Raw genomic sequence first — 13,352 nt, forward strand, 5'->3', positions numbered from 1 at the left:
CGACAGCCGCGGACGACACCATCTATTTATCAGGCAAGGTTCCTGATAGTTTACGCCCGGCCGCTCCGAACGGACGGCCACGACGGTCGACCGGCCGTCGACCATGGGGCCGGCCCGCGGGCCGGGCACAGCGGGAGGCAACACCGAATGGCGAGCAAGGGGGCCTCGACGGCCCAGGTCACGACGGCGGTTCGACGCGCCCGGTACGCGGTGGCCGCCGTGTTCTGCGTGCACGGCGCGGTCACCGGATCGTTCGCGACCCGGGTGCCGTGGATCCAGGACCACGCAGGGGTGAGCGCCGGCCAGTTGGGGCTCGCCCTCGCCTTCCCCGCGATCGGCGCGGCCCTCGCGATGCCCCTGGCCGGCCGGATCGGCCACCGGTTCGGCGCACGCGCCGCACTGCGCGGGCTGCTGGCCCTGTGGACGCTGTCGCTGGCCCTGCCCGCGCTCGCCCCGAACCTGGCGACCCTGTGCGTGGCGCTCTTCGTCTACGGGGCCACCTCCGGGATGTCGGACGTGACGATGAACGCGCTGGGCGTCGACCTGGAGACCCGGCTCGACCGGTCCATCCTGTCCGGGTTGCACGGGATGTGGAGCGTGGGCGCCCTGATCGGTTCGGTCGGCGGCACCCTCGCCGCGCACCTGGGCACCGACGCACGCGTGCACCACGTCCTGGCGGCGGCCGTCCTCACCCTGCTGGGCCTCGCCGCCTGCCGCGGGGTGCTGGACGTGCGGCCCACGGTGGACGAGGAGCCGCCGCCCCGGTTCGCGCTGCCGCCCCGGTCGGCCCTGCTCATCGGCACCGTCGGCTTCTGCGCGGTCTTCGTCGAGGGCGCGAGCCTCGACTGGTCGGCCGTCTACCTGCGGGACGTCCTGGACGCCTCGCCGGGGCTGGCCGCCGCTTGCACCACCGGTTTCACCCTGACCATGGCGGCGGCCCGGCTGGCGGGCGACCGGATCGTCGACCGCTTCGGCGCGGTGCGGACCGTGCGGGCGGGCGGCGCTCTCGCCACGGTCGGCGGACTGATGGTCGTGACCTCGCACCATCCGGCGGTGGCCATGAGCGGGTTCGCCCTGCTCGGGCTGGGGGTCGCCGTGGTCGTGCCGCTGGCGTTCGCCGCGGCCGGACGCAGCGGGCCGAACGCCAGCATGGCCATCGCGGGCGTCGCCACCGTCACCTACTCGTCGAGCCTGCTCGCACCGTCCGCCGTCGGGGCGCTCGCCGATCTGACGAGCCTGGTGGTGTCGTTCGGGCTGGTCACGGCGCTGGCCTTCGGGCTGATCGCCCTCGCGGGCGTGCTCCGGACGGCCGACCGCACCACCCGCCCCCGGGTCGACTCGCCGAGCGCAGCGACCCCGGCCCCGAAGCCCTGACCGAGGGGCCGCACCCGCGCCCTCCTGCTCCCGCGCCGCTGGTCGGGAGCAGGAGGGCGCCCGGATGCCGGGCAGCCGGGTGCGGGGACCGCGCCGGCGCCATGCCGCCGGGACCGGGCGATCCCGGGACCTTTAGCATGTCCCCGATCATCCCGGCGTACGGACAGAAAGTGACCTCTCCATGGACCTCGGTGTGCGCTGGAAGCTGCACGGCGACGGGCGGACCCCCGCCCCGGGCGCCGTCGTCCGACCGGACGAACGGCTCTCCTGGCCACGGACCTTCGGCCTGGGTGCGCAGCACGTGGTGGCCATGTTCGGCGCCTCGTTCGTAGCGCCAGTTTTGATGGGTCTTGACCCGAATTTGGCGATCATGATGTCCGGGGTGGCGACGGCCATCTTCCTGCTGGCGACCAAGGGCCGGGTGCCCAGCTACCTGGGCTGCTCGCTGTCCTTCGTCGGGGTGGCGGCCGTGATCCGGGCGCAGGGCGGCACCAGCGCGACGGTGACCGGGGCGGTGTTCGTGGTCGGCGTGGCGCTGTTCCTGGTGGGCATCGCGGTGCAGCGGTTCGGTGCGCGGATCATCCATGCGGCGATGCCCCCGATCGTCACGGGCGCCGTGGTGATGCTGATCGGTTTCAACCTGGCACCGGTCACCGCCACCACCTACTGGCCGCAGGACCAGTGGACCGCGTTGCTGGTGATGCTGTTCACCGGCGCCGCGGTGGTGTGCCTGCGGGGTTTCTGGTCCCGTATCGCGATCTTCCTGGGGCTGCTCTTCGGGTACGGGATCTCCTGGCTGTTCGACCGGGTCTTCGGCATGATCCACTCGAACGACGGCTCGGGGAAGGTCGTCGACCACTGGCGGCTCGACCTGTCGGCGGTGGGCGGGGCGGACTGGATCGGACTGCCGTCGTTCCACGGGCCGTCGTTCGAGTGGTCGGCGGTGCTGGTGGCGCTGCCGGTGGTCATCGCGCTCGTCGCCGAGAACGCGGGCCATGTGAAGGCGGTCGGCGAGATGACCGGTGATCCGCTGGACGACAAGTTGGGCACCGCGATCTCCGCCGACGGCGCCGCGTCGATGTTATCCACCGTCGTGGGCGGCCCGCCCAACACCACGTACTCGGAGAACATCGGCGTCATGGCCGCGACCCGGGTCTACTCGACGGCCGCCTACTGGGCGGCGGCGGCCTTCGCGCTGCTGTTCGGGCTGTGCCCCAAGTTCGGTGCGGTGGTGGCGGCGATCCCCGGCGGGGTGCTCGGCGGGATCACCGTCATCCTGTACGGGATGATCGGGCTGCTCGGTGCGCAGATCTGGATCAACGCGGGGGTGGACCTGCGCAATCCGCTGAACCTGGTGCCGGCCGCCGCGGGCATCATCATCGGCGTCGGCAACGTCTCGCTGGAGTTCTCCGACACGTTCTCCCTCAGCGGCATCGCCCTGGGCACCATCGTCGTCATCACCGGTTACCACGCGCTGCGCGCCCTGGCCCCGGCCCACCTCAAGGCGCAGGAGCCGCTGTTGGACTCCGGGACGTCGACGTACGACGAGGCTCCTCGCCGGTCGGACGGCGCGGACGGCGACACCCCGCGCCGGGGGTAGCCGCACGACGGTGTCCGCAGCGCGCCCGTCCGGTCGGTCAGGCCCCCCGTCGGCTGCTGCGCCGCCGCAGGAAGCGGTCCCACGACCACAGGAGCAGGGGCAGGGCGATCCCCCCGATCACCAGGTTGCGGGCGCCCTCCCAGTGCCGCTGCTCCTGTCCCAGCGACAGCAGCAGACCCGCTCCGACGCCCGCTCCCAGCGGAGTGGTGAAGACGAGCGGCGCCAGCAGGTCACGGTCCAACTGCTCGCCTTCGAGGAACCGCAGGACGGTGTGGGCGATCGCCGCGAGCCAACACAGCCCGACCACGGCGGCGAAGGTGTACCAGCCCTTCCCGGGCCCGTCGGCGATGTTCACGCCCCGTCCCCGTGCGCTGTGCTCCGCGCCCAGGTGGTAGAAGCCCGCGATGCCCACGGCCATGGCTGCCGCCGCCACCAGGGCGGCGGCCCACAGCGGGAAGTTCACCCCCGGTGTCGTCGGCTCGTTCGCCCGTCCGTCGTCCGCCATGTCCCCGCGCCCCCGTGGTGCGTGCTGTCAAGTGTGGAGCCCACAGTAGGCCCGGCCCGCGTGCGGTCCGCGCGCGGGGAAACCCTATCCCCGGCCGTGCGTGTTGCGCGGGTGGTGGCGGGCGGTCCGTTCGTTGCCGCGCCGGTAGTTGCCCGTCCAGCGGGCCATGACCCGTTGGTGGTCACCGGCCGCCGCCTCCTGGAGGAACCGCGCGGCCCGGGCACCCCGGAGGACGGTCGCCGACCGCCCGTGGTGCCGTATCTCCACGGAGCCGTCGCCGCGTTCCTCGAACGCGAACCCGTGTGCCGCTGCCATGTGCCCCGCCTCCCGGAGGTCTCCCGTGCGCAGGCCCATGGTGCTCGGCCGCGGGGCGTCGCGCGAGCCGATATCGACGGTGCTGGCGTCCCGCGCCCTTTCGCGTGCGGGGGGGGCTTCGACCTCTCGGTAGCCTGACGTCACTGACGTCGGGGGGAGTTGACCGTGGGGAACGTGCTGTCCGTGGCCATCGGGGCCGCCATCGGCCTCGTGGGCGTCCTGCTCGGTTCGTGGTTCACCGCGCGCCGACAGGACCGCATGTGGCTCCGCGAGCAGAAGCTCAAGGCCGGAATCGGCTTCAACACGGCAGTGGTCCAACTCCTGGACCACCTGAAGGAGACCCGGCTCAGCGACGACGGCCCCGGGGCCAACGAGTTGGCGGACCGGATGCAGGAAGCGCGCTCGGCCCTCTACCTGCTCTGCGCCGACGACACCGTCGACCTCGCCGACGCCCTTGCGCGTCGGGTCTGGAGCACCCGGCCCACCGACGGCAGCGACGACCGTAGGGCCGAGTTCCAGGAGACGTTGGACCTCCTGCGTCGCTTCACCCACCGGCTCAAGAAGGAGATCGCCAGCACGTAGCACCGGTGCAACGGCCTAGCCTCCGGTGGCGAGTTCGTAGGCGTACGCCGGGGTGAACGTCCCCGGTCGGCCCCGACAGCCGTCCGACTCGCCGGGCAGCTTGACCCACAGGTACGCGTCGACGCGGGGCTCCCCCGTGTTCAGGGTCGGCGGACGGCCCAGCGCACGGCCAGCCGGATCGCACCAGGCGCCGTCGGTGGGGGCGCCGTTGCCGTTGCGGCTGGTGTCGACCACGGCACCGAGACCGGGGGCCCCGTCGAGGGCGTCCAGCACGGCCCGGGCGAACGCGTTCTCGTCGGCGGTGCGGTGGAAGTTGGAGACGTTGGTGAAGATCCCGTCCGAGGAGTCCGCCGATCCGGCCCCCGCCTCGCGCAGTCGGGCCGCGATGGTTTCGGGGGCGTGCCAGCCGGAGTGACCGGCGTCGAAGTAGACCCGGGCCCGTGGATTGGCCTCCTTCAGGACCCGACCGGCCCGGGCCAGGGACCGGTAGCGCCGTTCGCGGGCGTCGTCCGACAGGCAGTCGGCCAGGGCGACCGCGTCGGGTTCGAGGACGACGATGACCTCGTCGTCGCCGAGCCCGGCGGCGAACCGGTCGATCCAGTCGTCGTAGGCGGCGGTGTCGGGGGCGCCGCCCTGGGAGGCTCCGCCGCAGTCGCGGTCGGGGATCGTGTACGGGACCAGCACCGGGACCCGTCCGCTGTCCGATCCGCCCGAGGTCACGGCCCGCACCCGGACGGTGATGTTGGTGGGCGTGTAGTCCGCGAACCAGACGGCGGCGGGACGCTCCGCGATCCGGGACCGGATGGCCGCGACCCGGGGGTCACCGGGGTTGGCCCGTACCCAGTCCAGCACCTGGGACTCGGGGTGACGGTAGAGCCCGGTGGACGCGGGTGCCTTCCGGGTGGCGGGCGCACGGGTCGCGGGGCGCGCGGGGGCGGACCCGGTCGGTGCCGACGGGCGCGGGGTGCGGCTCGCGGTGGCCGACGGGGTGGTGGTGGGGTCCGGGGCCGCGGTCTCGTCCGGTGGGGCGGAGCGCCGGGGCGAGGGGGACGGCGGCGGTTCGACCGGGGGTGGCGGGACGATCGGGGTGGAGGTGATCCGGGGCCGCGCCTCATGCGCCGGACCGCCGCGCTCCCGCAGCGCGTCGAGCGTGCCGGCGACCGTACCGAGCAGGGCGACGGCCGAGGCGGCAAGCACCATCGCGGTCCGGTGCCGTCCGTGCCGTCGACGCGGACGGCGGGTCGCACCCGCCCGTCCGCCGGGTCGCCTCGCGTGCGCACCGGGCACGGCGCCTCCCCTCCCCCGGTGCCGTACGACCGTTCCCCCGTTCCGGGGAAGCCCCGGCCCATCGGCACCCGGGACAGCCTAGAGCTGGGACGCTGCCGCCATGACACGGTTGACGGAGTTCCCCGCACCGAAGCACGGGGTGGACGCGGTGGTCCGGGCCATGCGCGCGCTCGGTGCGCAGTGGCCGCCGGGAGACGGGGTGTCGGTCTTCAACGGCGTCTACCTGACCGTCACCGAGCGGGTCGGCCGGGACATCCACGGCGGTGGTTTCCCCGACCGGCGGGCCGCGACCACCCTGGCCGTCCTCTTCGCCCGGCGGTACCTGGTGGCGGTGCGGGCGGTGGAGGAGGGGGAGCGTCCGCCGGCCTGTTGGCAGCCGCTGTTCCAGTTCCGCCGGCATCCCGGGGTACGTCCGGTTCAGTTCGCGCTGGCGGGCGTCAATGCGCACATCGGGCACGATCTGGCGCTGGCCGTGGTGGACACCTGCCGTACGCTCGCTTGCGAACCCGCCGACCTGGAGGACGAGTTCGACCGGGTCGGCGAGCTGCTCGTGGCCCTGGAGGAGCAGGTGCGCGAGGAGTTGATGCCGGGCCCCGACCTGCTGGAGCTAGCGGATCCGCTCACCCACCTGGCGGGGGCGTGGAGCCTGGAGCGGGCGCGGGACGCCGCCTGGTCCTCGGCCCGCTGCCTGTGGGCGCTGCGCCGGCTGCCGGAGCTCGGTGACGAGACCGCCGCCCGGCTGGACGCGGCGGTCGGCCTCGTGTCCCGCTGTCTGCTGACCCCGTCCCGCTGAGGCCGGCCGGGGGACGACCCGGGGTTACGCGTTGGTCCCGGCGTCCACGGTGATCGCCGCTCCGGTGATGTGCCGGCCGCCCGGCCCCGCCAGGTGGGCGACCGTGTCGGCCACGTCGTCGGGGGCCAGGAAGCGTCCCAGCGCCGACAACGCCCGCTGGTCGTCGGCGTCCTGGCCGTCCCCGGGGTTCATGTCGGTGTCGGTGGACCCCGGGTGCACCACGTTCACGGTGATGTCCCGCGGGCCGAACTCCCGGGCCAGCGCCCGGGTCAGCCCGCCGAGGGCCGCCTTGGTCATGGAGTACAGCGCGACACCGCCGAACGGCACCCGCTCGGCGAGGTTGCTGCCGATGCTGATGATCCGTCCGCCCGCCGGCAGGTGCGGCGAGGCGGCCTGTACGGCGAGGAACGCCGCCCGGGCGTGCACCGCGAGCGCCCGGTCGAGCTCTTCGAGCGTCACCTCCTCCACCGGCCCGAAGGGGAAGATGCCCGCATTGTTGACCAGGACGTCGAGTCGCCCCAGTTCGTCCGCCGTTCGCCGGACGGCCTCGACGACGGCCGCCGGATCGGCGGAGTCCGCCTTGATCATCAGCGCTCTGCCGCCCAGCGCTTCGACCTCGGCCACCACCGCCCCGGCGCGCTGCTCGCCGAGGTCGCTGACGTAGGTGAACGCCACGGCCGCCCCGTCCCGGGCGAGTCTGCGTACGACGGCCGCCCCGATGCCCCGGCTGCCCCCCGTCACCAACGCGACCTTGCCGGTCAATGTGCTCATCCCCGCGCCCCTCCCATTTCTGTGTCGATCGATACAGAATCTTTCACCCCTGTACCCCGGCACGTCAAGGCATATATTTGTCGCTCGTTACAGAATTGCTCGACCGGAGGGAGACCGCCATGACCCCGCCCCGTGGACGCCCCCGCGCGTTCGACCGGGACACCGCCCTGGCCCGCGCCATGGAGACCTTCTGGCAGTACGGCTACGAGGCCACCTCGGTGACCGATCTGACCGCGGCGATGGGCATCAGCTCACCGAGCCTGTACGCGGCCTTCGGCTCCAAGGAGCAGCTGTTCCGGGAGGCCGTCGCCCTCTACGACGCCACCGAGGGCGAACCGGCGACCCGGGCCCTGGTCGAGGAGCCGACCGCCTACGCCGCGGTGGCCGCCGTCCTGCGCATGAACGCCCGCGCCTACGCCCATGACGGCCGTCCCGCGGGCTGCATGATCGTGCTGTCGGCGATGAACTGCTCCCCGTCCGGCTCCGGAGTGCGCGACCACCTCGCCGAGCGCCGGCGAGAGGGTGTGGACGCCCTGCGCGCCCGGCTCGACCAGGGGGTGCGCGCGGGCGAGTTGACGTCCGGCACCGACACCGCGACGGTCGCCGCGTTCTACACGGCGGTCCTCCAGGGCATGTCGGTACAGGCCCGGGACGGCGCCGGGCACCCGGAGCTGGAGCGGATCGCGGACCGCGCGCTGGCCGCCTGGGACGCGGTGACGGCGCCCACCGGCTGAGCCGGGGACGCCGTCAGGGGGACCGCGGGGGATACGGTGCGGCCGGATCAGTCCTCCGGCAGCTCCACCGGGGCGATCTCGTCGTACACGTCGCCCGGGCCGGGGTTCGTGGCGTCGGTCTCCCCGCCGAGCTGGCGCATCACGCCCCACACGGCGTTGAGCGCGGTCTGCACGGCGCCCTCGGCCCAACCGGCGGTCCAGGAGATGTCGTCACCTGCGAGGAAGATGCCCCGCTTGCCCTCGGGCAGCCGGTCCTGCATGAAGTGCGTGAACAGCCGTCGCTGGTACCGGTAGTGACCCGGCAGGTTGGCCTTGAAGGCCCCCATGAAGTACGGCTCGTTCTCCCAGGACACCGTCACCGGGTTCCCGATGATGTGCCGTCGGACGTCGACGTCCGGGTAGATCTCGCCGAGCGACTTGAGCATGACCTCCATGCGCTCGTGCGCGGAGAGCGGAAGCCACTTGAGGCTGTCGTCGCACCAGGTGTACGAGAGGCAGATGACGGCGGGCTTGTCCGGGCCGTCGTCCAGCAGGTAGGTGCCCCGCGTCATCCGGTCGGTGAGGGTCATCGACATGACGTCCCGGCCGGTCGCCTCGTCCTTGTCCAGCCAGAACGGCCGGTCGACGGGAACGAACAGCTTGCTCGACTCCATGTAGTGGGTGCGTTCGATGGCCGTCCAGTGATCGATGGGGAACAGCTCGTCGTCGCAGTCGATCTTCGACAGCAGCATCCAGGACTGGGCGGTGAACACGACCGCGGGATAGGTGCGGATGTCGCCCGTGGCGTCGGTGACCGTGATCCGGTTGCCCGCCGTGCGGTGCAGTCGGGTCACCGCGGGACGCGGGGCTCCGTCGTGCAACGAGGACAGCGAGGTGCCCGGCGCCCAGTGGACGATCTTGCCGGGCGCCCGGTCCCACAGCCGCAGCGGGAGCTGCTGGCTGCCGCCGACGATGCCGCGGTGGTGGTCGTCGGCCTCGGTGTAGACGACCCGGAGGATCTCCAGGATCGAGTTGGGGAAGTCCGTGTCCCATCCACCGGTGCCGAACCCGACCTGGCCGAAGATCTCCCGGTGCCGGAAGGACCGGAACGCCTCCGAGTCGCAGAGGAAGCCGTAGAAGGTCTGGTTGTCCAGCTTCTCGACCAGGCGCGCCCAGATCTCCCGGATGCGGGGGACGTCGCGCTCGCGCATGGCCCGGTTCATGTCGGAGAAGTCGGCGCCCTCCTCCAGGCAGGCGTTCCACGCCTCGGCGACCTGGCGGTACACGTCGGGCAGGTCGTCCAGGGTGCGGGCGTAGTGGGACTCGCCCTTGAGGTCGACCACGGTCGACGGCGTCGTCTCGGCGAGCGGGTTGGGGAAGGGCCGGGTTTCCAAGCCCACCAGGTCGATGTAGTGCTGGAGCGCGGTCGACGAGGGCGGGAACCGCATGGCGCCCATCTCTGCGGTGAGCGAGGGGTCGCAGCCGTCGAAGCCGACGGTGCGCAGCCGTCCGCCGATCTGGTCGGCCTCGTACACCACCGGCTTGAGGCCCATCTTCATCAGCTCGTACGCGGCCACGATCCCGGACAGCCCGCCGCCGACCACGGCGACCTCGGTGCCGTGCGCCGTCGCGGGGACCTGCCCGAGCCCGGCCGGGTGGCCGAGGAAGTCGTCGTACGCGTAGGGGAAGTCCGGACCGAACATGGTGATCGGCGGCTGCGCGTCGGTGTGCTGGACGGCTGTGGGCACCGTGGACGTCATGGGGTGGGGACTCCTTGCACGGGGGACTACGGCCGCAGCAGCGGCGGGACCTCGGGGGTGGCGGGGACTCGGGGGGAGGCGCAGGGCCGTCCTCGACGGTACGTTTCGGCGTTCCGCCGGGACAAGACGCGTCCGTTGCGCGTGACCTGGCGATTCGTTGCGTTCTGCGAACCCTTCACGGCGATTCGTTGCGCTCCGGGGCGGGTCGGGATGCGGTCAGGGCGCCCGTCCGTGCAGGACGGGCCGATGGGACCGTGCAGGGCGAGATGACTTGTTCGAACAAGTTGCCCCGTACACGCGCGACGCGACCCCGCATTGGATGAAGGCTCAACGAACGGCTCGTCCTCGCTGCCTGGATACTCACCGCCCCTCCCGGAGCGCACGGAACCTCGTCTAGGGTGGGGACCGCCGCACATGCTGCGCACACGCACCGGCCCCACGCCCCCTGCTGACGGGGCCGGCCGAACGGACGAGCACGGGGAGGACGGGGAAGATGGCGCCCCGGCACGAGGAGATCGCCGAGGAGCTGCGCCGGGCGATCGACACCGAGGAGTACGCGGTGGGCGGGCTGCTGCCGCCGGAAACCGAACTCGCCGCCCGCTACGGCGTCTCCCGGGGCACCGTCCGGCAGGCCGTCACCGCACTGACCGCCGAGGGGCTCATAGGGTCCCGACAGGGCGCCCGCCGCGTGGTGCTCGCCGGCCGCCGCGGCCAGAGCTTCGCCGAACTGCGCAGCTTCGCCCGGTGGGCCCGGTCGATGGGACGCGAGGCCAGCGGCCAGGTCATCGGTTCGGAGTACCGCCCGGCCGGAGCACAGCAAGCCTTACGGCTCCAACTCCAGCCGGGCGCACGCGTCCTGCACGTCCTGCGGCTGCGCGGACTGGACGGCGAACCGATCCTGCTGGAGCGGACCGTGTACGCGGGCTGGATCGCCCCCGCGGTGGAACGCGTCCCGGCCGACGCCCCCTCCGTCACCCAGGCCCTGTTCGAGGACATCGGTCTGGTCCTCGCCCACGGGGAGCACCTCATCGACGCGGTGGCGGCCGGCGCCCGGGACGCCGAACTCCTCGACGTGCGACGCACCAGCCCGCTGCTGCGGGTACGACGGACCACGACGACCCGGGAGGGCCGACCGGTGGAGTGCTCCGAGGACCGCTACCGCTCAGACGCGGTCGGCTTCAGCGTCCACACCTCGCTCCACCACAACACCCTGGCCCGCCGTACGGGCCCGGGCCTCGACTGACCGCCCGCCGCCCGGCCGGTCGCGGGATCAGCCCGGCGTACCCGACGAGAAGCGGCGCAGCAGCGGGGACAGCACCAGCACCGACTTGGTGCGCTCCACGAAGGGCTCCGCCGCGATGCGTTCCAGGACGCGCTCGAAGTGCCGCATGTCGGTGGCGAAGACCTGCACCACCGCGTCGGCGGCCCCGGTCACGGTGGAGGCCGCCACGACCTCCGCATACGGTTCGAGCCCCCGGTGGATCTCGTCCACCGACGTGTTGCTGCGGCAGTACAGCTCGATGAAGCCCTCCGTCTCCCAGCCCATGGCTGCCGGGTCGACCCGGACGGTGAACCCGGTGATCGCGCCGGTCGCGCGCAGCCGGTCCACCCTGCGTTTGACGGCCGGCGCGGACAGGCCCACCTGTTGGCCGATGTCGGCGTAGGAACGGCGGGCGTCCTGGGCGAGGGCGTGGACGATGGCTTCGTCGAGGTCGTTCAGTCGCACGGCGGGTCGTTCGCTTCTCTCACTGGCCCCGGCTGCTGCGGGGACGGCGGTGGGCCGTCCCCGCAGTAGAACACGGCCGTGACCGGGCCCGCCCGGAGGCGGGCGCGACACGGAGGCGGCCGGCCCGGGGGGCGGTGCGGACCACCGCGCCTGGTACCGGCCGGCCCGTCAGTTCCAGCTCGCGTGCAGCGGCTTGCCCTCCGCGTAGCCGGCGGCGCTCTGCACCCCGACGATCGCCCGCTCGGCGAACTCCTCCAGCGATCCGGCACCCGCGTAGGTGCAGGAGGAGCGCACGCCCGCGATGATCGAGTCGATCAGGTCCTCCACGCCGGGCCGCTCCGGGTCGAGGTACATGCGCGAAGTGGAGATGCCCTCCTCGAACAGCGCCTTGCGGGCCCGGTCGTACGCGGACTCCTCGCTGGTGCGGTTGCGGACGGCCCGGGCGGACGCCATCCCGAACGACTCCTTGTACAGCCGGCCCTCGGCGGACTGCTGGAGGTCGCCCGGCGACTCGTACGTCCCGGCGAACCAGGAGCCGACCATCACGTTCGACGCGCCGGCGGCGAGCGCCATCGCGACGTCGCGGGGGTGGCGCACCCCGCCGTCGGCCCAGACGTGCTTGCCGTACTTGCGGGCCTCCGCGGCGCACTCCAGCACGGCGGAGAACTGCGGGCGGCCCACGCCGGTCATCATGCGGGTGGTGCACATCGCGCCCGGTCCGACGCCGACCTTGATGATGTCGGCGCCCGCCTCGACGAGGTCGCGGACGCCTTCGGCGGCGACGACGTTGCCCGCCACGATCGGCACCTCGGGACCCAGCGCGCGGACGGCCCGCACCGCGGCGATCATCGACTCCTGGTGGCCGTGGGCCGTGTCCACCACCAGGGTGTCCACGCCCGCGTCGAGGAGCTGCTTCGCCTTGCCCGCGACGTCCCCGTTGATGCCCACGGCCGCGGCGATCCGCAGTCGGCCGTGCGCGTCGGTGGCCGGGGTGTACAGGGTGGCGCGCAGGGCGCCGCGGCGGGTGAGGATGCCCACGAGCCGCCCGTCGGCGTCCACGGCGGGGGCGTACCGACGGTTCGCCCCGTCGAGCTGGTTGAACGCCTCGCGGGGGTCGATGTCCGCGTCCAGGATCAGCAGGTCGCGCGACATGACCTCGTTGAGCTGGGTGAACCGGTCGACCCCGGTGAGGTCCTGGTCGGTGACCACGCCGATCGGCCGGTGGTGCTCGTCGACCACGACGCCGGCGTGGTGGGCCCGCTTGGGCAGCAGGGCCAGCGCGTCCGCGACGGTCTGGTGGGCGACCAGCACGATGGGGGTGTCCAGCACGAGGTGGCGGCTCTTGACCCAGCCGACCACGTCGGCGACGACCTCGATCGGGATGTCCTGGGGAATCACCACGATCCCGCCGCGGCGGGCCACGGTCTCGGCCATCCGCCGGCCGGCTATCGCGGTCATGTTGGCGACGACGAGCGGAATGGTGGTGCCCGAACCGTCCGGGGACGAGAGGTCCACGCCCTGCCGGGAGCCGACGGCCGAACGGCGCGGGACCATGAAGACGTCGTCGTAGGTCAGGTCGTACGGGGGCTTGAGGTCATTCAGGAAACGCACGTGCTGCTCATCCCAGTCGATCAGAGGTGGCCCCCGAACAGGTCAGTCGGGGGAAAAGCACGTACTTCAGTGTCCCATGAGACGGCTCTGCACCGACCTGGGACGATCATCCAGCGCGCGGAACGGGGCGTTCGTCCTTTCCTCCAAGACCCTGCCCCGCCCTGTTCTCCTCCCACCCTGCCCCGCCCAGGGGCCGCCGACTCCTCCCCGCTCGGCGGTGCGTACCCCGTTTTCGCCCCGGGAGGCGGAATCGTGTCCCCCGCGGCGCATCCGGCGTCGCGTCCGATCCGGAAGGGGTCGGTGGACGGGCGGGCC

The 13,352-nt window shown here is 72.7% G+C and carries 13 protein-coding genes; 6 read left to right on the plus strand and 7 right to left on the minus strand.

What is annotated here, in order from left to right; translation table 11 throughout:
* Positions 1 to 147: 147 nt before the first annotated feature.
* Complete coding sequence (locus ACFWIA_RS06100) at positions 148 to 1,374, plus strand: MFS transporter (RefSeq protein ID WP_387000868.1); 1,227 nt, start codon at positions 148 to 150, stop codon at positions 1,372 to 1,374.
* A gap of 181 nt (positions 1,375 to 1,555) precedes the next feature.
* The gene (locus tag ACFWIA_RS06105; RefSeq protein WP_387000870.1) at positions 1,556 to 2,974 is read left to right on the plus strand and encodes a uracil-xanthine permease family protein; all 1,419 of its coding nucleotides are present in this window, start codon (positions 1,556 to 1,558) and stop codon (positions 2,972 to 2,974) included.
* A gap of 37 nt (positions 2,975 to 3,011) precedes the next feature.
* Here the strand turns inward: ACFWIA_RS06105 and ACFWIA_RS06110 are convergent, their stop codons facing one another.
* A complete protein-coding gene (locus tag ACFWIA_RS06110; RefSeq protein ID WP_387000871.1) occupies positions 3,012 to 3,479 on the minus strand; it encodes a hypothetical protein in 468 nt (155 codons plus the stop codon).
* 84 nt (positions 3,480 to 3,563) lie between these two features.
* Positions 3,564 to 3,794: a hypothetical protein gene (locus tag ACFWIA_RS06115; RefSeq protein ID WP_387000873.1), complete on the minus strand. Its 231-nt coding sequence runs from the start codon at positions 3,792 to 3,794 to the stop codon at positions 3,564 to 3,566.
* 165 nt (positions 3,795 to 3,959) lie between these two features.
* Between ACFWIA_RS06115 and ACFWIA_RS06120 the strand changes: the two genes are divergently transcribed.
* Complete coding sequence (locus ACFWIA_RS06120; RefSeq protein ID WP_387000875.1) at positions 3,960 to 4,376, plus strand: hypothetical protein; 417 nt, start codon at positions 3,960 to 3,962, stop codon at positions 4,374 to 4,376.
* Positions 4,377 to 4,391: 15 nt separating this feature from the next.
* Here ACFWIA_RS06120 and ACFWIA_RS06125 read toward each other — a convergent pair whose 3' ends face one another.
* Positions 4,392 to 5,576: a glycoside hydrolase family 6 protein gene (locus ACFWIA_RS06125; protein ID WP_387000877.1), complete on the minus strand. Its 1,185-nt coding sequence runs from the start codon at positions 5,574 to 5,576 to the stop codon at positions 4,392 to 4,394.
* A 187-nt stretch (positions 5,577 to 5,763) separates the two neighbouring features.
* On the opposite strand from ACFWIA_RS06125, the gene ACFWIA_RS06130 reads away from it, so the two are divergent.
* On the plus strand, positions 5,764 to 6,456 hold the full coding sequence (locus ACFWIA_RS06130) for a DUF5995 family protein (RefSeq protein ID WP_387000878.1): 693 nt from the start codon (positions 5,764 to 5,766) through the stop codon (positions 6,454 to 6,456).
* Between the two features lie 24 nt (positions 6,457 to 6,480).
* Here the strand turns inward: ACFWIA_RS06130 and ACFWIA_RS06135 are convergent, their stop codons facing one another.
* A complete protein-coding gene (locus ACFWIA_RS06135; RefSeq protein ID WP_387000880.1) occupies positions 6,481 to 7,227 on the minus strand; it encodes an SDR family NAD(P)-dependent oxidoreductase in 747 nt (248 codons plus the stop codon).
* A gap of 119 nt (positions 7,228 to 7,346) precedes the next feature.
* On the opposite strand from ACFWIA_RS06135, the gene ACFWIA_RS06140 reads away from it, so the two are divergent.
* The gene (locus ACFWIA_RS06140; protein WP_387000882.1) at positions 7,347 to 7,961 is read left to right on the plus strand and encodes a TetR/AcrR family transcriptional regulator; all 615 of its coding nucleotides are present in this window, start codon (positions 7,347 to 7,349) and stop codon (positions 7,959 to 7,961) included.
* 47 nt (positions 7,962 to 8,008) lie between these two features.
* Here ACFWIA_RS06140 and ACFWIA_RS06145 read toward each other — a convergent pair whose 3' ends face one another.
* Complete coding sequence (locus tag ACFWIA_RS06145) at positions 8,009 to 9,700, minus strand: flavin monoamine oxidase family protein (RefSeq protein WP_387000884.1); 1,692 nt, start codon at positions 9,698 to 9,700, stop codon at positions 8,009 to 8,011.
* A 493-nt stretch (positions 9,701 to 10,193) separates the two neighbouring features.
* On the opposite strand from ACFWIA_RS06145, the gene ACFWIA_RS06150 reads away from it, so the two are divergent.
* Entirely contained in the window at positions 10,194 to 10,943 is a 750-nt protein-coding gene (locus ACFWIA_RS06150) for a GntR family transcriptional regulator (RefSeq protein ID WP_387000886.1), read from the plus strand.
* 27 nt (positions 10,944 to 10,970) lie between these two features.
* Here ACFWIA_RS06150 and ACFWIA_RS06155 read toward each other — a convergent pair whose 3' ends face one another.
* Together ACFWIA_RS06155 and ACFWIA_RS06160 are read right to left on the minus strand one after the other, a co-directional pair.
* A complete protein-coding gene (locus ACFWIA_RS06155; RefSeq protein ID WP_387000888.1) occupies positions 10,971 to 11,426 on the minus strand; it encodes an Lrp/AsnC family transcriptional regulator in 456 nt (151 codons plus the stop codon).
* A 168-nt stretch (positions 11,427 to 11,594) separates the two neighbouring features.
* Positions 11,595 to 13,037, minus strand: coding sequence for a GuaB1 family IMP dehydrogenase-related protein (locus tag ACFWIA_RS06160; RefSeq protein WP_387000889.1), 1,443 nt, complete (start codon positions 13,035 to 13,037; stop codon positions 11,595 to 11,597).
* Positions 13,038 to 13,352 lie beyond the last annotated feature (315 nt).

The sequence above is a fragment of the Streptomyces sp. NPDC127068 genome (assembly GCF_042724695.1).
Classification (GTDB): Bacteria; Actinomycetota; Actinomycetes; order Streptomycetales; family Streptomycetaceae; genus Streptomyces.